The following is a 20000-nucleotide window of genomic DNA, read 5'->3' as shown; positions in this document are numbered from 1 at the left end:
CTGAAAACTGGACAAATAGTGGTTCATATCGCTAATCACCTGCCGGAAGCCGGTTGGAGCGCAGGATCAGCAGCCCCAAGGTTGCCAGTGCCGCCCCAACCCAAAGCAAGGCCACGAACGGCGTTATCGCTGTCAGCAAACCGCCGACCATCGCTCCAGCACCAATGCCAATGTTGAAAGCCGCGACATAGAACGCGGACGCCATGTCCGCATGGTCTGGCACGCTGTCGATGGCCGCGCCCTGCAGGCCGACGACCAGCGCGGCGCTCGATGCTCCCCACAATGCAAGGATGGGCCCCAGTGTTGGCATCCATCCGCCAGCAAAGCCGAAGCACGCCTGGCTCACTGCGATTCCCGCCGTTGCCGCCATCGCCAAACGGATGGCCGGCCAGGATAGCCAACCCGATAGCAACACGCCGAGAGCGCCCGCCATGCCGAACACGAAAAGGAGCGCCGGCATCCACCTGCCCGGCATGCCTGCTGTCTGCTCGAGCAGCGGCACGATGTAGGTATAGGCGCAGAAATGGCCTGCCACGACGATCGTCGTGGCAGCCACGACCCGGCGCAGACGCTGATCGCGCAGAGACGCAATGGGCGGCTGTTCATCCATGCGCCGGGAAGGCACGCCTGGAAGCGCGAGGAGGCCAGCCAGCGACAGCGCCGCTGCCATGGAGGCAAAGCCGGCGAAAGCCCAGCGCCATCCCACCGTCTGCGCGATGAAGGCGCAAAGTGGCACCCCGGCCACGCCCGCCAGCGAGATGCCGGCGAAGACAACGGCCAGCACTTGCGTTCTTGGCATGCGGGGCGCCAGGCGGACGGCGAGGACCGCCAGCATCGCCCAGAAAACGCCGTGCGCGAGCGCCATGAGTACGCGCGAAGCGGCTAACAGTTCATAACTTGGCGCCACCGCACCGAGGCTACCGGCTACGGCTATGGTGCCAAGCAAGGACAGGAACAGGGTCTTGCGATCCCACCGTGCCGTCAGCATCGTCAACGGCGTCGCGGACAACGCTGCGATCCAGGCATAGCCGGTGACGAGACCACCGACGGCCGCTTCCGATATCGACAGGTCATCCTGGATCGCAGGCATGACGCTGATCGGCAGATACTCGCTGGTCTGGGCAACGAAGGCACCTACGGAGAGCAGAACCAAACGCCACATCACCGTTCCTGCGCTCGCGCCTGCTCGCGCAAGAACGGGACGATCAGATTCATGAACGCCTGCGGTTGTTCCATTGGCGCCAGGTGGCCCGTCGGCAGTTCTACATAGCGCGCGGAAGGGATTGCCGCCGCCAATGCCTTCGCGTGCGAGGGCGGTACCATCTGGTCGTGCGTGCAGCCAATGACCAGCGTCGGCGCGGCGATGCGGGCGATACTCTCGGTCACATCGATCGACAGATCCAATTCGACCTGTCGCGCCATGCCCTCCCAATCGGTACCCGTGAGCGTCCCTGCCATCGCTTGCCTGACGCCTTCGGTGCCGAGCACCACCAGCGCGTCCGGGCTGAACCCCGTCAACAGGATCAGGCGGGCCATCGCGTTCCGATCCATGGCGATTAGGTCACGCCACAGCTCGAACTGGAGCTTCTGACGTGGGTCCTTCGAGGAGGCGAAGCCTGCCATCAGAATCAGCGAGCGCACGCACTCAGGGTAATCGCCCGCAATCTTGGCGGCCAGCGCCGCACCGAGCGAGAAACCCAGAAGGTGAAAAGTCTGTGCACCCGCCGCATCGGCGGCTGCAAGAATCTGCCTGGTCAGGTCCTCAGCGGCAAGCGCATGACCATCGTCCGTGGTCGCCCCGGAACCCGAATAGTCGGGCCGGATCAGCGTCCATTCCCGCCCAAGCGGTTCGACGAATGCGCCCCAATTCGATTCCGCATCGCCCCCTGTGCCATGTACCAACACCAGTGGCGACCCGCTTCCATCGACCTTGTACGCAACCCTTGCCTCTTGAAGATCGGCATATGGCATTCGGCAACTCCTTACTGTTCCAACCGTTGCCACATGCTAAAGTCTGACAGCACTGTCAGAGTCAAGGATCAGGACATGCGAATTGGCGAACTCTCGAAACGCACCGGCGTCAGCGTACGCATGCTGCGCTACTACGAGCAGGAGGGGCTGCTGCATCCGCCGCGCAGCGAATCCGGCTACCGCGACTACCGCGAAGCCGAGGTTCAGGCCGCCGGACGCATCCGCATGCTGAGCGCGGCGGGGCTGAAGATCGACACCATCCGCATCCTGCTGCCTTGTATCCTCGACAACCAGCCACGCTTTCATCCCTGCCGGGAAGTCCGAGCCGCCTTGCGGCGGGAAGTCGAGAAGCTGGACGAAAAGCTGCACGACCTGGGCGAGAGCCGGAGAATCGTCGCCGGTTTTCTGGATGGCGTCGATGGCGATCGCACCGGCGCTTGACGGTTCGGAACCAGGAGCGCACCGCGTAAATCACGGTCATCGCCGCGTACCGTGGCGGCGAGTTGCCCCAGCTTCGGTCCGATTACCGGCTTCCACGGCACCAGCGAGAACCCCATGCCGTCATCGAGCATCGCGTAGCGCCCACTGGCGAGCATGACGCTGTGCAGGTAGATCGGCCCGTCCGTGACGGGCCGATGGGCCAGTCCGGTTTCGGCGGCAATGTCCTTGGCGACCTGCGGATGGGCTTTGCCACAATGCCGAACAGGAATCATCGTAAGATACAAAAAAAGATGCCCCGTCAGGCCGATAAAGACCCGACGAGGCATTCGTCGCCACCATCGGTTCCTAGCCAACCTTCTCCTTGGCCGCCTGCATTCGACGTCGCAGGATCGGCCCCACGATCACCGGCAACACCAGTCCGATGATCGCCACCAACCATAGACCGATCGACAGCGGGCTGCTCCACAGGATCGACCAGTCGCCGTCGGAGATCTGCATCGCATGGCGCAGGTTCTTCTCCATCTCCGGCCCCAGCAGCAGTCCGAGAATCACCGGTACCAGCGGAATCTCCAGCTTGCGTAGGATGTACCCGGCAACCCCGAAGGCGATCATGAAGTCAAGATCGAAGGTCGAGTGGCTGATCGAGTAGATGCCCACGAACGCGACCATGGTCACGATCGGCAGCAGATACATCGGTGGTACCGAGAGGATCTTCACGAACACCCCGACCAGTGGGATGTTGAGCAGCAGAAGGATGAAATTACCGACCAGCAGTGCGGCGATCACGCCCCACACCAGTTCGGCGTTCTGGGTGAACATCAGCGGTCCGGGGGTGATGTTGAGCGACACCAGCATTGCCAGCAGCACCGCCGTGGTGCCACTACCCGGCACACCCAGCGTCAGCATCGGCACCAGTGCCCCGCTGGAAGCCCCGTTGTTGCCGGACTCCGGCGCGGCGACACCGCGCGGATCACCCTCGCCGAAATAGCCCTTCTGGCCGACGATCTTCTTCTCCAGCGTGTAGGTGATGAAACTACCCAGTGATGCCCCGGCCCCCGGCAGGACGCCGGCGATGAACCCGAGCACGCCACCGCGGATCGAGGTCGGGAAGATCGACAGGATCTCGCGCCACTTCAGTTTGAGCGGATTGACCTTGATCATCTCGCGGCCCTTGCCTGCTTTCTCCTCGATGAAGAACAGCAGTTCCGACACCGCAAACAGGCCGACGATCGCAATAATGAAATCGACACCCTCGTAAAGCTCCAGCACGCCGAAGGTGTAGCGCTGCGTACCGGTGGAGAGATCGATGCCGACAGTCGCAATGATCAGGCCGATGGCCGCGGCCATCAGCGTCTTCATCGGATTCTTGCCGGTAATGCCACCCAGGGTGGCAAAGGCCAGCACGAACAACGCGAAATATTCCGCCGGACCGAAGGTCAGCGCGAACCGGGCCAGCAGCGGCGCCAGCAGAATCAGGCCGACGGTGGCGATCAAACTGCCCATGAAGGAGGCGATGGCGGAGATTGCCAGTGCCTCGGCGGCCTTGCCGTTGCGCGCCATGGGATAGCCGTCGAGGCAGGTCATCATCGCCGGCTCATCGCCGGGAATATTGAGCAGAATCGACGAGATACGCCCGCCATACATGGCGCCGGCATAGACGGCGGTCAGCATGATCAGCGCGGTTTCCGGCTTGAGCCCGAGGGTGAAGGCGAGCGGGATCAGAATCGCCACGCCATTGGCCGGTCCCAGGCCGGGCAGTGCGCCGATCAGCGTGCCGATGAAACAGCCCATCAGCGCGAACATCAGGTTCTCGGGCTGCAGCGCCACGCCGAAGCCGAGCGCAAGATAGTGAAGCGTTTCCATCAGCTCATCTCCAGCAGGCCGAGCGGCAGCGGCAATTCCAGGCCATAGGTGAACAGCACGAAGACCACGATGCCGCTGATCAAGCCGGTCAGATAGGCACGCAGCGGTTTCGCTCCCATGCGCCAGCACAGCGTGCCGATCGCCAGGGTGGTGGCGATGATGAAACCGAGCGGCTCGAGTAACAGTGCGTAGAGAATCAGCACGACGACCGCAACGCCCAGTTCGACGAAGGTTCGCGCCGCCGGCCAAGGATTGTCCGGGTCGGGTTTGACGATCATGTACAGACTGCAAATGGCCAGCACGACGCCAAGGATCTTGGGAAACGTCTCCGGCCCAACGGCTTCCGATCCCCCGAAGGGGACCGGAAACTGGGTGGCGCCATAGTAGTAGGCAACGGCCACCGCCAACATGACCAGGCCGAAGACGCGGTCATTGAGTTTGCTCATTGAATCAGCCCGATTTCCTGCGACAGTGAATGGATATCCTCGATCTGCTGCTGGACGAAGGCATCGAACTCACCGGATTCCGGATGGAACGGCATCAATCCGTTGCTCTTCATGACCTTCTTCCACTGGTCACTGTTATAGAGCTTGTCCATGGCGTCGACCCAGTATTGCTTGGCGTCGTCGTCGATGTCCGCCGGCATGTAGAAACCACGCCAGTTCGGGCCGACGGCGTCGATCCCTTGCTCCTTGGCGGTCGGGATGTCGGAGAGATCGCCAGGCAGACGCTCATCGGAGAGCACCGCCAGCACACGCAGATCGCCAGACTCCATGAAACCCTGGGCTTCGGAAATGTCGCCGGTAAACGCATCGACGTGACCGCCGATGACCTGGGTCATCGCTTCGCCACCGTTGTTGTAGGAAAGATAGGGGATGCGTGGTAGGTTCTCGACGCCAGCGGCCTTGGCAGCGATCAAGACTTTGAGATGATCCCAGCCGCCATTGGCGCTACCACCAGCGAACTTGACCGCGCGAGGATCGTCCTTCATCGCGTCCATCAGTTCGTTGAGATTGTGGTAGGGCGAATCCTTGGCGACACCGATGATGCCGTAGTCGGCACCGACGGCCCCGATCCAGTTGACCATGTCAGCATCCATGCCGGGGAACTGGTCCTGTGCCAGGCGTGTAGTGGTCGCCGTGGAAGCCGCCACCAGCAGTTGGTCATCACCGGCACGTTTGCTCACGGTATGCGCGAACGCCACCCCGCCACCGGCCCCCGCCATGTTGATGGTCTGAACGCTGGCCGGAACCAAATCCAACTCTTCCAGGACATTACCCACGCTACGGCAGGTAAAATCCCAGCCGCCGCCCGGATCGGAGGGCGCGATACACTCGACTTTGCCGGACGGCTCGAAGGCCATGGCACTCGATGCTGTCAGCGTTAGCGCTGCGGCGGCTACCCATTTCAGCGTCTTGGCGGAAATCATGGGTTTCTCCTTGTTGATCGAAGCAGGATGATCGAAGCTGACACCAACCTTACAGTTTCGTAAGGTAGAACTTTGTTCCTGTGTGCGGAAATTAGGGTTAGCGCCTGTAACGGTCAACGGCCCGAGCGCAAAAGTCGACTAAAGTTCAATGCGCCCGTATCGCTTTCGTTTACAATTCCCTGCCTCGCGATGATTGGAGCCTGCCGCAATGGGAACGAAGCTGCTGCTGGTCGAGGACGACCCCTTGCTGGCCAGTACTCTCACCGAGACGCTGACGCTCGAGAACCAGGTCGTCGAAGGTATCGGCGACGGCGGCGAGGCCGACAGCCGGCTGTCACAGGAACATGGCTATGATCTGATCCTGCTCGATCTCAACCTGCCCACCCGCAGCGGTCTCGACGTGTTGGCCACGCTGCGCGCTCATGATCGCCAAACCCCGGTGCTCATCCTGACCGCCCGCGCGGCGATCGAAGATCGCGTCAGGGGACTCGATTTCGGTGCCGACGACTATCTCGCCAAGCCCTTCGCGCTCGACGAACTGGAAGCCCGTGTGCGGGCGCTGCTGCGCCGGCGCCAGAACGACCGGGACGATCCGCTCTCGCTGGGTTCGCTACGCCTGGACCCACAGCGCCAACGCTTTACCCTGGGCAGCCAAACGCTGTCGCTGCCGCCGCGTGAACACCGCCTGCTGGCGTGCCTGATCCGTTATGCCAACGAGCCGGTCGACAAGGCACGCCTGCTCGACGAAGCCTTCGCCGGCGAAGCGATGGGCGACAACGCCATCGAAGTCTACGTCCATCGCCTGCGCCGGCGGCTGTCGGGCTCCGATGTCGGTTTGCGCACGGTGCGCGGCATTGGTTACCTGCTGGAGGCACAGTGAGCGTTGCGCGACGCCTGCGCCTATCGCATCTGAGCCTCTATCGGCGGCTGATGATCTGGCTGCTCTGTCCGCTGCTGATACTGGTGGCGATCATGCTGCTCCAGGCCTGGTTCGCCTCGCGCGAGGCCGCCGATCGCGCCTTCGACCGCCTGCTCGACGCCGCATCGCTGTCGATCGCCGAACAGGTTCGCTGGCAGCAGAGCCGGCTATGGATGGACCTGCCGCCTTCCGCCCTCGAGATGCTGGCCACCGACGCCCGGGAGCGCGTGTTCTATGCCCTTTACGATGCCCGGGGGCAATTCGTCACCGGCAATCGCTCGCTCCCTTCTCTGCCCCCCGGCGACAGCGGCCAGATGAGCTATGGCGATGTCGACTCCCGGGGCATGTCGGTACGCCTGGGCGTGCTGCGCTCGCGGCTCGAGGGCTGGGATCGCAGCGATCGCTTCGAAGTCCGGGTGGCGCAGACCCGGGAAGGTCGCGAGGCGCTGGCCAACCAGCTGTTCCTGTCCAGCTTCGTCAATATCGCGCTCATCGCCCTGCTCGCCATGGTCGTGGTGCTGCTGTCGGCACGTTTCGCCCTCGAACCGCTGACCCGACTGCGCCGGGCGATCCGTCAACGCGACCCGCGCACCTTGGCCCCGCTCGAGCTGAAGCTGCCGCGGGAACTCGCGGAATTGCGCCAGGCCCTCAACGAGTTGCTGGCACGCATGCGCCGCGTGCGCGCCAACCAGGAGCGCTTCATCGGCGATGCCTCCCACCAGTTGCGCACGCCGCTGGCCGGGCTGTCCGCGCGGGCCGAGCTGGCGCTGCGCCAGGACGACCCCAAGGCCTGGCGCGAAGCGCTCGACACCATGCATGACAGCGCGGCCAAGACCGCACGCCTGGCAGGTCAGCTGCTGTCGCTGACGCGCCTCAACAACCCGGAAGCGACGCCGGCCAGTCAGTCGGTGGATCTGGTCGCCCTCGCCCAGCGCTGCGTGCGCGAGGCGTTTTCCCGCTGCCACCGGCGCGGCATCGACCTGGGCGTGGAAGTGCCCGATGGCAACCTCCGGGTAGCGGCGACGGAGTGGCAACTGGAAGAGGCGCTAAACAATCTGATCGAGAATGCCTCGCTCTATGGCGCCAGCCGAATCACCGTGCGCGTGACCGCCGATCCGCTGTGCCTGATGGTCGAGGACGATGGCCCGGGCATTCCAGAATCCCAGCGCCTGCTGGTACTGCGCCCCTTCCATCGCGGCCAGGAAAGCGGCTCGGGCACCGGTCTCGGCCTGGCCATCGTCGATGGCATCGCCCGCGCCCACGATATTCGACTGAGTCTTCATGACACCCATCCCGATCATCCCGAGCGTCCCGGCCTATGCATCGTTCTGACGTTTCCCTCCGGCGGCTGAAAATGCCGCGTGCCGCTGGCACACTTGGCTTCGCGCTGTGGTCGCTGATCACGGGGCTACTGGCACTGATGCCGGTCGGCGCGAGCGCGACCACGCTGCATTTCGGGGCCCAGGGTGACACTGCACGCCCACTGAGCATTTACGGTGTGCTCGATCCGCCGCAGATGCGTCCGCTACTCGAGGACTTCCATCGTCGCAATCCGGATATCGCGATCGACTATCACAACCTCGAAACCCTCGCGCTGCATACCCGGGTGCTGCAGGAGCGCGACGCACCGCAAGCGGACGTGATCATGTCACCGGCCATGCCATGGCAGTACCAGTTGGCCAACGAAGGGCTCTCCGCGGGGGTGGATTCCGTGGCCGCCGAAGCCTGGCCGAGTTGGGCACGCTGGCGCCATGAACTCTTCGGCGTCACCTTCGAGCCGATCGTGATGGTCTACCGTCGTGATCTGGCCGAACGAATGGCGCCGCCGCAAAGCCACGCCGACCTGCTCGCCCGGTTGAACGACCATTCCGACACACTGCACGGCCGTGTAGTCACCTACGATCCCCGCTTGAGCGGTGCCGGCTATACCTATGCCATCGAGGATGCACGCATCTCGGCACGCTATTGGGATCTGGTCGAGGCGCTGGGGCGCAGCGACGCCGCCCTGGAGACCACGACACAGGCGATGCTCGAAGGGCTCAGCGACGGACGCTACTGGATCGGCTACAACCTGATCGGCTCTTATGTGCAGAATTACGTTGCCACCCACCCGGAACTCGTCATGGTGGTACCGCAGGATTACGCGTTGGTTCTCCAGCGCCTGGTCATGATGATGCGCAACGCCCCGCATCCGGACACCGCCGCACGCTTCATCGACTATCTGCTGAGCAGCGCGGCGCAAACGTTGCTGGCCACCCGGACAACGCTCGGTGCCGTGCACCCACGGGTCGACGGCGAAGGGACCGCCCAGGCGCTGCGAGCGCGCCTGGGCGATGCCATCCGTCCGGTCGAGATCGGCCCCGGGTTGCTGGCGACCCTGGACACGCTCAAGCGCCAGACCTTGCTCGAACAGTGGCAACAGGCGTTCGAGAACCGCGCAACCTTTTCCGACGGCCCGCTGGGTGATCCCGCACCTCTGCCGGCTCCCTTGCCCGCTTCGCCACAGGAACCTTCGAACCCATGAAACGCCTCGACCAACTGGTCGCCGCGCATGTGCGCTCGCGCACGCGCGCCCAACGCCTGATTCGCCAGGGTTATGTCCGTATCCGCGACGGCGAACGCTGGCGAGTCGCCAGCAAACCGGGAGAGAAACTGCCGGAAACGATCGAGCTCGATATCACCGAGGCGCCCGAGGAGCGCTACGTGTCCCGCGCCGGACTCAAGCTCGAGGCAATGCTCAGCGCACTGGAACGTCGTCTCGATGGGCGGGTCGTACTCGATATCGGACAATCCACCGGCGGTTTCACCGACTGCGCCCTGCGCTTCGGCGCCCGGCGAGTCATCGGCATCGAGGTGGGCCACGATCAGCTGGATGCGTCACTGCGCAAGGATGAGCGGGTCTGTTGTCTGGAAGGCGTGAACGCGCGCCAGCTGCCATATGCGCGATTCCAGGCGCTCACGCCCGACGGCATCGACGCGGTGGTGATGGATGTCTCGTTCATTTCGCAGACGCTGATTCTGCCCGAGATCGCCCGGCTGCTGCGTCCCGGCGGCGAGCTGTTTTCGCTGGTCAAGCCGCAGTTCGAGGTCGGCCCCGGCAAGGTCGATGCTCGCGGCATCGTCCGCGACAGCGCGCTCTACGACACCGTCGCCGACACGCTGCGGCAGACCTGCCAGTCGCTCGGCCTCGAAATCGACCACTGGCAGGAAAGCCCGATCCAGGGCGGCGACGGCAATCGCGAATTTCTGCTCCACGCGATCAGGCATTGAGTCGCTTTTTACAGCGCCCCGAAGCCGGCGCAAGGGCCGGTCAACGCCCGGCGTCTCCGCCACCGTCGCCGTCCGGCCCGGCGCCGCCCACGTCGCTGTCGCCCAGATGGCCGTCATCGCCGCTGCGGGCCTCGCGCGCGGACGGCGTACCCAACTCCACCGACCGGCCCGTCGACCGTTGCACCCGCGCCGACTGACCACTGTCGTTGTGCAGCCAGACATCCATCTGGTTGAACGCCACCCGAATGCCGTGTTCGCGGAACAACTGGTCCAGGCGGCGATTGATCTCGTCGCTGGCGTAGAGCCGGTCGAGCAGATCGTTGACGAAAATGCGCAGCTCGAAATTGAACGCCGTCGGGCCATAGCTGATGCAGAACACTTGCGGCTCGGGGTCGCGAAGCACGCGTCGATTTTCGTCGGCCGCCTGGCGTAGCAAGCGGTGGACCTCGTCGAGGTCGGAGCCGTGGGCGACGCCATAGGTCAACACCACCCGCGTCACATTGTCCGACAGCGACCAGTTGATCAGTTGATCGGTGACGAAGGTCTTGTTGGGGATGATGATCTCCTTGCGGTCGAAGTCGGTCACCGTGGTGGCACGGATACGGATCCGGCTGACCGAGCCGTGGAGCTGGCCCAGCGTGATGGTGTCGCCGATGCGCATCGGGCGCTCGAACAGGATGATCAGACCGGAGATGAAGTTGGCGAAGATCTCCTGCAGACCGAAGCCCAGCCCCACGCCGAGGGCCGCCACCAGCCATTGCAGCTTGTCCCACGACACCCCGAGCGTCCCCAGCGATACCACGATCCCGGTGCCGATGATGGTGTAGGAGAGCAGCGAAGAGATGGCGTAGGCACTGCCCTGCTTGAGCTTGAGCCGGGAGAGCACCATGACCTCGAGCAGGCCCGGCAGGTTGCGTGCCATCACCAGGGTCAGCGCCACGGTCACCAACGCAATGAGGACGTCGGCGATGGTGATCGGATCGAGGGTCATCGCCTCGCCCTGACCATGTTCGATCTCCCAGACGCTGACGTGATCGAGATACGAGAACACCTCGAGCAGGTCCGACCAGATCAGATAGAAGGTAAAGGTGAAGCCGATGAACAGAATCAGCTTGGACAGTCTCAGCGATTGCTGATTGACCTGCTCCATGTCGAGCGGCGGTTCCTCGATGACTTCGAGCCCGCCCTCGGCGCCCTCCTGAATCTGGGCTCGCCGACGCGCCACCGCACGCCGGTAGGCCAGCCGACGCTGAGCCACGGCGAGACCGCGAACCACAGTCGCCTCGACCAGAATCCACAGCCCGAACACGTATAGCGAGTTGATGAAGCGTCCGATCAGGCGCAACGCCGCGTACTCGTAGCCCAGCGCAATCAATCCGCCGAGGATCAGCGGCACCAGCGCCAGTCCGAGTCCCAGCAACAAACGAAACAGCTTGAGGCCGAAATAGGGAACATGCGCCAGGATCAGACGCACCAGAATCCAGCTCATCGCCAGCAGGCCCGCCAGCAACAGCAACATCGACAGCGGCCGGCTGGAGAGTTCGGCCTGGCTCCCCGGCGAGACACCGCTGATCAGGATGACCGGGATCAATGCAATACCGAGCCAGAACAGCAGCCGGCGCAACCGCGCCACATAGCCCATGGACCAGTGAAAATGGCGCGTCGCCACGCCATCCGGGACCAACAGCCGACGCGCCCAGCCCAGCACGCCCCAGGCCAGCGCCAATCGCAGCAGGGTGTCGCCGAACCGTTCGGCGAAATCGCCCTCTCCCAACCGCAGCAGACCGCCCACCACCGCCAGCAGTAGCGGCCCATGCGCCGCCAGCAGCGCATTGTAGAAAATCGCCCGCGGCGTGTGCATCTGGGTGTCGCGCTTGAGACGACCGATCTGCTCGTGCAGGTTGAGCAGCCGGACCTTGATCCGGCGCCTCAACAGCAGCAGCACCACCGGAATCAGGAGCCCCGGAATGACAGCCAGAGCGCGCAGGTCGGGCACCCGCCATAGACTCATCACGGCCCGCTGCCACGCACCGTCGCTGACCTGGTGCGCCAGGTTGACGGGCACGTCGCGCCACCAGCTCAGCGTCAGCGGCCGGGCACTGGCGACCCAGAACAGCTGCTCCTCGATGGCCGCGCGCAGCGACGTCGTGATCTCCGCCAGCTGCTCCTGATTGAGATGCAGATCGATCGCCACGGTCAGCAGGTTGCCGTACTCCTTGTCGAGCTGTTCGAGGATCTCGCTGCGCGACTGGAACAGCTTGACCAGCGCATCGACCAGCGACGGCGTCACCGCGATGTCGGTGTCGGCCAGGCTCTTCTCGGCGAGTTCGCGCGGATGACTCAGGGCGTCGCGCTGATCCACCAGATCGAACTGGCTCAGTCGCGTCTGGGCGATCTCTTCCTGCAGGCCTCCCAGCGTATCGAGTTCCGGCAGCGAACGGCGCTGCTCATTGAGAATTCGCGAGAACAGCGGGCTGCCGCGAACGGCCTCGATCTGCTCATCCAGGGTGCGTTTGATCTGGCGCACCTGGTCGAGTTGCGAGCGGGTATCGATCGCCTGACGAATCAGAACGTTGGTGCGGTCGGTGACTTCCAGCAAGCGGTCGCTCAACTCGCGATTGGTTTGCTGGATGTCGCGCAGCACCGGGTGCTCGGCAAGCGTCTCGGCGTCCTCCTTGCTGATGTCGGCGACGGCGCGCTCCGACTCAGCGCGCCGGGCGCGGTCGAGCGCCGCCTGCAGCGCATCGAGCTGGGCCTCTTCCATCGCCACCTGGCGCGCCAGCAAGTCGCGCCGCTGGACGTTGAGCTCACGCAGTTGGGTGTTGTTCGCCAACTCGCGACGATGGTATTCGGCCTGCAGTTCGGCCAACGCCAGCTCTAGCTGGTAGCGCGCCTGCTCGGGATCGAAGGTCGCGCTGTCGTCCTCGCTGGGAGATTGCAACCGGGAGCGGGCCTGCTCGGCCCGTGTCATGGCGTCGGCCATGGCCGACTGCGCGCGCTCCGGAAGCGTCTCGGCGCTGATCAGGCGGGCGTTGACGGAAGCGAGCTGATTCTGCAACGTCTCCAGCTGATCGAGCGACTCGCTGGTGCGCTTGGCCAGCGTCTCGACCGAGAGCCGGTCGAGGGCATCGGCTTCGGGAGGATGCTCGTCACTCAGCGCCGCCAGCTGGCGCTCGAGCTCGCGAATCTGCTGCGGAGCCTGCTGCACGTTGCGTTCGAGCGCCTGCAGGTCCTTGCGGGTCGCCTCGAGCGTGTCCATCGTCTGTAGCGCGATCCTGAGTTGCTCGAGATCGGACTGCTGTTGCTCATCGGGCGAATCGATCTGCTCGAGCTTCTCCTGCTCGGCCTGAAGCGTGCCGCGGCTGGGGAGTTCGTCCTGCGACTGCGCCAGTGCCAGGGCGCTTGTCATCAGTATGCACAATGCCAATGCAGGGAAAATGATACGCTGAGCCACTTTGCCAAGGGTCGTGCCGAGGACCACATCATTCAATGATTGCAACACCCCGCGAAATCGTGGACCTTGCTGCCCGAAAGGCGTTTCCCCGGCCGGGTAATCCGACATGCAGACTCCTCGTTACTGTATCCATCCACACGGCTGCTGCCTTTCGGAGCGGCGCGATTCCCTATCGGCTTCGGAGTTTACCGCCGGAGCGAACGGATTCCGAGTTGTCGCCTATCGGCCGGCTCAGGCATCCGCCGACGCCTTGGCCTCAGTTTGATTTAATCCGACGACATGCTAGAAATCGTCGCTAACTCATCGGAAACCTGTCGCACCGAGTCCGACCCGGTTTCCCACTACAGGATCATTCCGACAGGATAGTCTTATGACGCCAACTCGTTCGCTGCGCTATATCGGCCTTTCACTGCTTGGAATGTTCACCATACCCGTGGCAACCGCGCAGTCGACCACTGACGATAACGATCCCGTACAGAAGGCGAACGAGCAGGCGGAAGTGCGTCGCGATCTCGAAGCGGAGACGGTGGAGAATCCTCTCGCCATCACTGCCTATCGTCGCAATTACCTCATGCCGTGGACCTACAATACCGATCCGGACGAAGCCGACTTCCGTGAAATCTCCTCGGAAGGCGATGTCGACAATGCCGAGATGAAATTCCAGATCAGCTTCAAGGTGAAGCTGATCGAGGACATCTTCGGCGACAATGGCGATCTCTTTTTTGCCTACACCCAGCGCAGCTGGTGGCAGGCCTACAATTCGGAAGCCTCCTCGCCCTTCCGCGAGACCAACTATGAACCGGAAGCCTTCGTCAGTTTCGACAACAACCGGACGCTGTGGGGCTGGATCAACACCATCAACCGGGTCGGCTTCGCGCATCAATCCAACGGCCGCTCGGATCCGCTGTCACGCAGCTGGAACCGGATATATGCCGAGTCGATCTTTCAGCGTGGAGACTGGGCGTTCAGCATCATGCCGCACTGGCGCATTCCGGAAAACGATGAAGACGACGACAACCCCGATCTGGAAAATTACATCGGCTATGGCGATCTGACCTTGGTGCGCGCATTCGGTGACCAGGAAGTCTCGTTGATGGTACGCGGCAATCCGGGCAAGGCCCATTACGGCGGTCAGCTCGACTACTCCTTTCCGCTGTTCGGCAAGGTCCGCGGTTATGTGCAGTATTACAAGGGCTATGGCGAAAGCCTGATCGATTACGACCACGACGTTCAGCGCATCGGGCTGGGCTTCAGCATCAACACCTTTCTCGCCGGCATTCCCGGCACGCGTTGATCCCTGCAGATAGCCTGTCTATGCTGATTCATGTTAATTGACTGTCAAAGGAAGACACCATGACCATGCAACCCGTCGGTGACAATCACTCCGAGCGCGAGCGCGAAGCCTCGACCGAGCAGCTCAAGGAAGACCTTCGCAACCTGTCGCATACGGTGGAGGAGCTGATTCAAGCCACTGCGGACGACTCCCGCGGCAATGTCGCAGAGATGCGCAAGCGAGCCCAGCAGCGTCTGCAGGCGACACGGGAGCGCTTCGAAGCGCGCGGTGAAAAGCTCTATGCCAGCGCCAGGGAGCAGATGGATGCCACCGACCGCTATGTACATGAAAACCCGTGGGCCAGTATCGGCATCGGTGCGGCTGTCGGCGTCGTGTTGGGGCTGCTGCTGGGGCGTCGTTGATGGCGGGGCCGGCGGAAAATGTGATCAACGCCGCGCGGCGCCTGATCGCCAATCTCATTGCCAGCGGCGAGACGCGTTTGCGTCTCGCCGTGGTGGAATGGGAAGCGGAACGCGACCGCATGCTGACGCTGCTGCTGCTGGCCGGCGCAGGGCTGATCATGCTCTCCTTCGCCGTCGGCATGTTGTTGTTGCTGATCGTGGTGGTGTATTGGGAGCAGCACCGTCTCCAGGCGATTGCCATCTGCTCGGGGATCCTGTTCGTGGTATCGGCCATTCTGCTGCTGGCAGCCAAGCGCATCGCCAAGCGCCGCAAACTGATGGCCGCCACGCTGCATCATCTCGAGCGTGATCGCCAGGCCCTGGAGCCGTCCCATGACTGAGCGCAGCCGCCAACAGCAGATCGACGACCTCGAAGACGAGATCCTGCAGCAGCGTCTGGACATGACGGCGGCGATGCGGGAGTGGCGCGAGGCCACGGCCCCGATCGACGCGGGATGGAACAAGCTGATGCAGTGGCGCATTCCATTGATGGCCGTCGGCGGCCTCTTCGCTATGCGCGGCGCGCGCAAGCCGCGTTCGACCGGGCGCTGGCTCAAGCGCGCCCTCACCGGCCTGATGATGGTCAACCGCGGGAAAGCGCTCTATCGCGCGATGCGCGGGCGCTGATCTTCGCACAGGCCACCGATCGGTGGCCTGTGCTCGATGGCGAACTTCATTTGCCGGACGCAGCCGTGGGAACTTTACAGATCTTTTACCAACCGCAGCGAATCATAGATCGCCGCATGCGTGTTTCTATGAGAAATCGCATCGCCGACTCTGAATAACTGAAACTTGCCGTCCGGGTTGGTATCGAGCGATTGCGGGCTGCCGACGATCAGGTTGTCGTAGTCGACCGCGCCCAGATTGCTCGATAACGGCTTCAGCTCTTCGTAGAGGTCCGCCATGGGCAGAGTGCCGAAGTTCACGATCACTTGATCGACTCGCCGTTCCTTCTCGACCTGGGTGTAGTCGCTGCTGACTGAGGCCACCAGATCGTTACCATCGCGGCGAATGCCCTTTAACCGGAAGGTGGGCGTGAAGGTAACGTCTCGCACCTGCAGAGAGCGCATGTACGGCACCAGATTCATGGCCATGACTTCCGACGCCAGCGTCCGGTCAGCGGTCATGTACTCGACCTTCCCGCCCGCCTTGGCGACGATTTCCGCCGCCTGCAGTGCGGTATGATCGCCGGCGTCATCGTAAACGAGCACGTTGCTGCCCGGTTTAGCGTGACCGGAGAGAATATCCCAGCCCGTCACCGCCAGTTCGTTGCCTTCCGCCAGCGCCTGCTCGTTGGGCAGGCCGCCGGTCGCCACGATGACGACATCCGGCGATTCCGCGAGCACCTCGTCCTGTTCCGCGAAGACATTGAAATGGAAGGTAACGCCCATCTTCTGGCAGCGCTCGTAACGCCAGTCGACGATACCCATCATTTCACGACGACGTTCGCTCTGTGCCGTCAGGCGAATCTGGCCACCGGGCGCGTCGGCGGCTTCGAATACGACCACTTCGTGTCCGCGCTCGGCCGCCACTCGCGCCGCTTCCAGGCCGCCAGGCCCGGTGCCGATCACCACGACTTTCCGCCGGGTGTCGGCCGGTACAATGGTATGCGGCATGGTGGTCTCGCGGCCGGTCGCCGCGTTGTGGATGCAGTAGGCCGCCCCGCCCTGGTAGATGCGGTCGAGACAGTAGTTGGCACCGACACAGGGGCGAATTTCCTCTTCGCGCCCCTCCATGACCCTCTTCATCAGGTGCGGGTCGGCCATATGGGCACGCGTCATGCCGATCATGTCCACCTTGCCGGAGGCGATCGCGTGACGCGCCGTGGCGACATCCTGAATCTTGGCGCCGTGGAAGGTGGGAAAGTCGACTTCGCGCTTGATCTCGCCGGCGAAATCCAGATGCGGCGCACTGGGCATGCCCTGGATCGGAATGACATCCGTCAGGCCCGGGTCGGTATCGATATGTCCCTTCACGACGTTGAGGAAATCCACCAGGCCGCTGTCCTTCAGCCGGTGCGATATCTCCATGCCATCGCGCGCGTCGAAGCCTCCCGGCAGGCATTCGTCGCCGGTGTAGCGCACGCCCAGCAGGAACCTCTCGCCGACCCGCTCGCGGATGCTCGCCAGCACCTCGAAGGTAAAGCGCAGCCGATTTTCCAGACTGCCGCCGTAAGGCCCGTCGAGTTCATTGGTCAGCGGCGACCAGAACTGATCCATCAGATGCCCATAGGCCTGGATCTCGAGTCCATCCAGGCCGGCGGCATGCATGCGCTCGGCGGCATCGGTGTAATCCCGGATCAGGCGCTCGATATCCCAGAGTTCCGCCTTCTTGGGGTAGGCGCGGTGGGCGGCCTCACGGTGATTCGAAGCCGAAATGACCGGCAACCAATCCGCTTTGTCCCAGCGGGTGCGGCGCCCCAGGTGTGTCAGCTGGATCATGACCGCCGTGCCGTGCTCATGACAGGCTTCGGTCAGCTCACGCATCCACGGCACCACCTCGTCCTTGTAGGCGAGAATGTTGTTGAAGACCGGTGGGCTGTCCTTGGAGACCGATGCGGAGCCCGCAGTCATGGTCAACGCCACGCCGGCCTTGGCACGCTCGACATGATAGGCCCGGTACAGCGCCTTGGGCATGCCGTCTTCCGGGTAGGCAGGTTCGTGCGAGGTAAGCATGACCCGATTTTTCAGCGTCAGGTGCTTGAGTTGCAGGGGCTGCAACAACGGATCGTTTTTCACGGTGAGACTCCCTTGTTGTTTTAGTGTTGACTCAAGCTAGCCTTCGCTGTACATCCTTGTCAATAAACATGACATCGATGTACAGAACGACGACAAGGCTTCCTGATATCATCCGCGTCGTGCCCAATGACTTAGAGAGAACTGCGTGAAAAATGACCATTCCAATATCAACCGGATGGCCTGGATCGATGCGGCATACGACCTGCTGATTAGCGCGGGTATCAGCGCGGTCAAGATCGTGCCGCTGGCCAAGAAGCTGGGGACGTCGCGCACCAGTTTCTACTGGTTGTTCAAGGACCGTGAAGAGGTGCTTGCAGCTCTACTGGAGCGCTGGGAAAGCCAGAATACCAACGCCTTGGTCCTGCAGACCGAAAAGTATGCTTCATCGATTGTTGAGGCCACACTGAATGTCTTCGACTGCTGGTTTGACTCCTCCCTTTTCGACTCGGAGTTCGAGTACGCCATTAGAAGTTGGAGCCTGCAGGATAGCGCGGTGGCCGAGCGGGTTCGCCGCGCCGATGAACGGCGCCTCGAAGCGCTAAGGGCGATGTTCATCCGTTACGGTTACGACATCCTGGAGGCTGACACTCGCGCCAGAACCGTCTATCTGCTTCAGATCGGCTACATCTCGATGCATACCCAGGAGACCAAGGACACCCGGATCAGCCGGGTTGCACAGTACGTCGATATATTCACCGGGCAACCTTGCACCCCCGCTGACCTGGAGCGTTTCGCCTCACGGCACGCGGCCAGTTCTCTTCCGAAGAACTGGCCGCTGCTCAACAGGAGATGACGAATGAAACAGGCTCCGCTGCTCGGCATCCTGGGTGGTCATAGCCCGTAGCCGCTTTTACAGCCCCTGAATCCGGCGCAAGTCCGTAGCTCAAACAGCCTGGCCGCAAGCCACGCCCGATGCCCAGGCCCATTGGAAGTTGAAACCGCCCAACTGGCCGGTGACATCCAATACTTCCCCGATGAAACGAAGCTGTGGCAACGCATTGACGGCAAACGTCTTCGAAGAAATTGCCGCCGTATCGACACCGCCCATGGTGACTTCGGCGGTACGCCAGCCCTCGGTGCCCGCCGGCTTGAACCGCCAGGCCTTCAGCACGGCTTCGATCGCGGCGATGTCCGAATTCGACAACTCGGCCAAGGGGCGATCCCGCCATTCCTGCCAGGTCATCAGCGCCTGAGCCAGCCGCTTGGGCAGATTCTCGCCCAGCCAGGTTGCCAGCCGCCGTTTGGGCGAAGCGCGGCGTAATGCCGTCAGCGTCTCGCCAACCGAGACCGCGGGCAGCCAGTCGATCTCCACCGCCATGCCCGGCTGCCAGTGACTGGAAGCCTGCAGCATCGCCGGTCCCGAGAGCCCCCGGTGGGTGAACAGCAGCGGCTCACGGTAGTGGCCATCGCCGCAGCTCACCGCCACCGGACAAGACAGCCCCGACAGCTCCGCCAGCGCCGCCTTCCATCGGGAGGTCACCGTAAACGGCACCAGCGCAGCGCGGGTCTCGGTCACCGCCAGCCCAAACTGGCGGGCCAGATCATAACCGAAGCCACTGGCGCCAAGGGTCGGGATCGACAATCCACCGCTGGCGACCACCACAACGCCGGCTTCGAGCCGACCGTCGGCCGTCGCCAATTGCATGCTCTCGCCCAACCGCTTGACGCCTGTCACCGGTGTGGAGAGCGAAACCTCCACACCGGCCCATTCACACTCCGTCAGCAGCATGGCGACGATCTCTTTGGCAGAGTGAGCGCAAAACAACTGCCCGGGCGCCTTCTCGACGTAATCGATCCCATGGCGTTCGACCAACTCGACGAAATGCTGGGGTGTATAACGCTTCAGGGCCGAGATCGCGAAGCGGGGATTGCCGGAAAAGAAGTGTGCGGGCGAAGTCGCCAGGTTAGTGAAATTGCAGCGGCCGCCGCCGGACATCAGGATCTTCTTCCCGGCTTTATTGGCATGATCGATGACGTGTACCCGTAGGCCGCGGTAGCCAGCGGTGAGCGCGCACATCAAGCCAGCCGCGCCGGCGCCGATAATAACGACGTCGTAGGTTTTCATGTCCGCCTCGACCCAGCCTTGGAAAGTGGCCGGGCATTCTAACAGAGCCGTTTATCCAGACGGTCTTTTCATTCATCCAACGTTCAGGTAGTAACGAATAGCCGGAGCCAACCCAC

Annotated in this window: 18 protein-coding genes and 1 pseudogene; 10 read left to right on the top strand and 9 right to left on the bottom strand. The window is 63.0% G+C overall.

What is annotated here, in order from left to right; all coding sequences use genetic code 11:
• Positions 1-31: 31 nt before the first annotated feature.
• Positions 32-1162: an MFS transporter gene (locus DOM57_RS16955; protein ID WP_110650369.1), complete on the bottom strand. Its 1131-nt coding sequence runs from the start codon at positions 1160-1162 to the stop codon at positions 32-34.
• The gene (locus DOM57_RS16950) at positions 1162-1971 is read right to left on the bottom strand and encodes an alpha/beta fold hydrolase (RefSeq protein ID WP_110650368.1); all 810 of its coding nucleotides are present in this window, start codon (positions 1969-1971) and stop codon (positions 1162-1164) included. The genes DOM57_RS16955 and DOM57_RS16950 overlap by 1 nt, the downstream gene beginning before the upstream one ends.
• A gap of 75 nt (positions 1972-2046) precedes the next feature.
• Between DOM57_RS16950 and DOM57_RS22420 the strand changes: the two genes are divergently transcribed.
• Positions 2047-2412 (top strand): MerR family transcriptional regulator, encoded by a 366-nt coding sequence (locus DOM57_RS22420; RefSeq protein WP_110650367.1) that lies wholly within the window; start codon positions 2047-2049, stop codon positions 2410-2412.
• 50 nt (positions 2413-2462) lie between these two features.
• On the opposite strand, the pseudogene DOM57_RS22415 reads toward DOM57_RS22420, so the two are convergent.
• From DOM57_RS22415 to DOM57_RS16925, 4 genes and pseudogenes are all read right to left on the bottom strand, one after another.
• Positions 2463-2684: pseudogene (locus DOM57_RS22415) on the bottom strand (DUF3363 domain-containing protein); the annotation flags it as partial.
• Positions 2685-2757: 73 nt separating this feature from the next.
• Positions 2758-4275 carry a tripartite tricarboxylate transporter permease gene (locus tag DOM57_RS16935; RefSeq protein WP_110650366.1) on the bottom strand — a complete coding sequence of 506 codons (1518 nt, stop codon included), beginning with the start codon at positions 4273-4275 and terminating at the stop codon, positions 2758-2760.
• Positions 4275-4721, bottom strand: coding sequence for a tripartite tricarboxylate transporter TctB family protein (locus DOM57_RS16930; RefSeq protein WP_110650365.1), 447 nt, complete (start codon positions 4719-4721; stop codon positions 4275-4277). Before DOM57_RS16930 ends, DOM57_RS16935 begins: the two co-directional genes overlap by 1 nt.
• Complete coding sequence (locus DOM57_RS16925; RefSeq protein ID WP_110650364.1) at positions 4718-5704, bottom strand: Bug family tripartite tricarboxylate transporter substrate binding protein; 987 nt, start codon at positions 5702-5704, stop codon at positions 4718-4720. The genes DOM57_RS16930 and DOM57_RS16925 overlap by 4 nt, the downstream gene beginning before the upstream one ends.
• Before the next feature lie 208 nt (positions 5705-5912).
• Here DOM57_RS16925 and DOM57_RS16920 point away from each other — a divergent pair, with 208 nt between their 5' ends.
• From DOM57_RS16920 to DOM57_RS16905, 4 genes are read left to right on the top strand one after another with little or no spacing between them, the layout of a single operon-like run.
• Positions 5913-6584 (top strand): response regulator, encoded by a 672-nt coding sequence (locus DOM57_RS16920; RefSeq protein WP_110650363.1) that lies wholly within the window; start codon positions 5913-5915, stop codon positions 6582-6584.
• A complete protein-coding gene (locus tag DOM57_RS16915) occupies positions 6581-7975 on the top strand; it encodes a sensor histidine kinase (RefSeq protein ID WP_239496290.1) in 1395 nt (464 codons plus the stop codon). The genes DOM57_RS16920 and DOM57_RS16915 overlap by 4 nt, the downstream gene beginning before the upstream one ends.
• A gap of 2 nt (positions 7976-7977) precedes the next feature.
• Complete coding sequence (locus DOM57_RS16910) at positions 7978-9147, top strand: ABC transporter substrate-binding protein (protein WP_110650362.1); 1170 nt, start codon at positions 7978-7980, stop codon at positions 9145-9147.
• Positions 9144-9893, top strand: a complete 750-nt coding sequence (locus DOM57_RS16905; RefSeq protein WP_110650361.1) for a TlyA family RNA methyltransferase — start codon at positions 9144-9146, stop codon at positions 9891-9893. The genes DOM57_RS16910 and DOM57_RS16905 overlap by 4 nt, the downstream gene beginning before the upstream one ends.
• A gap of 40 nt (positions 9894-9933) precedes the next feature.
• On the opposite strand, the gene mscK is transcribed toward DOM57_RS16905, so the two are convergent.
• Positions 9934-13455, bottom strand: a complete 3522-nt coding sequence (gene mscK / locus DOM57_RS16900; RefSeq protein WP_110650360.1) for a mechanosensitive channel MscK — start codon at positions 13453-13455, stop codon at positions 9934-9936.
• A gap of 262 nt (positions 13456-13717) precedes the next feature.
• Between mscK and DOM57_RS16895 the strand changes: the two genes are divergently transcribed.
• From DOM57_RS16895 to DOM57_RS16880, 4 genes are read left to right on the top strand one after another with little or no spacing between them, the layout of a single operon-like run.
• Entirely contained in the window at positions 13718-14641 is a 924-nt protein-coding gene (locus DOM57_RS16895; protein WP_110650359.1) for a phospholipase A, read from the top strand.
• A gap of 59 nt (positions 14642-14700) precedes the next feature.
• Positions 14701-15042, top strand: coding sequence for an ElaB/YgaM/YqjD family protein (locus DOM57_RS16890; RefSeq protein WP_110650358.1), 342 nt, complete (start codon positions 14701-14703; stop codon positions 15040-15042).
• Positions 15042-15422, top strand: a complete 381-nt coding sequence (locus DOM57_RS16885) for a phage holin family protein (protein ID WP_110650357.1) — start codon at positions 15042-15044, stop codon at positions 15420-15422. The genes DOM57_RS16890 and DOM57_RS16885 overlap by 1 nt, the downstream gene beginning before the upstream one ends.
• Positions 15415-15708, top strand: coding sequence for a YqjK-like family protein (locus DOM57_RS16880; RefSeq protein ID WP_110650356.1), 294 nt, complete (start codon positions 15415-15417; stop codon positions 15706-15708). The genes DOM57_RS16885 and DOM57_RS16880 overlap by 8 nt, the downstream gene beginning before the upstream one ends.
• 74 nt (positions 15709-15782) lie before the next feature.
• On the opposite strand, the gene DOM57_RS16875 is transcribed toward DOM57_RS16880, so the two are convergent.
• A complete protein-coding gene (locus DOM57_RS16875) occupies positions 15783-17819 on the bottom strand; it encodes an NADH:flavin oxidoreductase (RefSeq protein WP_110650355.1) in 2037 nt (678 codons plus the stop codon).
• A 145-nt stretch (positions 17820-17964) separates the two neighbouring features.
• Here DOM57_RS16875 and DOM57_RS16870 point away from each other — a divergent pair, with 145 nt between their 5' ends.
• The gene (locus DOM57_RS16870; protein WP_239496288.1) at positions 17965-18612 is read left to right on the top strand and encodes a TetR/AcrR family transcriptional regulator; all 648 of its coding nucleotides are present in this window, start codon (positions 17965-17967) and stop codon (positions 18610-18612) included.
• 90 nt (positions 18613-18702) lie between these two features.
• On the opposite strand, the gene DOM57_RS16865 is transcribed toward DOM57_RS16870, so the two are convergent.
• Positions 18703-19884 carry a BaiN/RdsA family NAD(P)/FAD-dependent oxidoreductase gene (locus DOM57_RS16865; RefSeq protein WP_110650354.1) on the bottom strand — a complete coding sequence of 394 codons (1182 nt, stop codon included), beginning with the start codon at positions 19882-19884 and terminating at the stop codon, positions 18703-18705.
• Positions 19885-20000 lie beyond the last annotated feature (116 nt).

The organism is Salinicola peritrichatus, assembly GCF_003206715.1.
In the GTDB taxonomy this organism is placed as follows: domain Bacteria; phylum Pseudomonadota; class Gammaproteobacteria; order Pseudomonadales; family Halomonadaceae; genus Salinicola; species Salinicola peritrichatus.
This window is presented reverse-complemented; position numbering and strand designations above follow the sequence as displayed.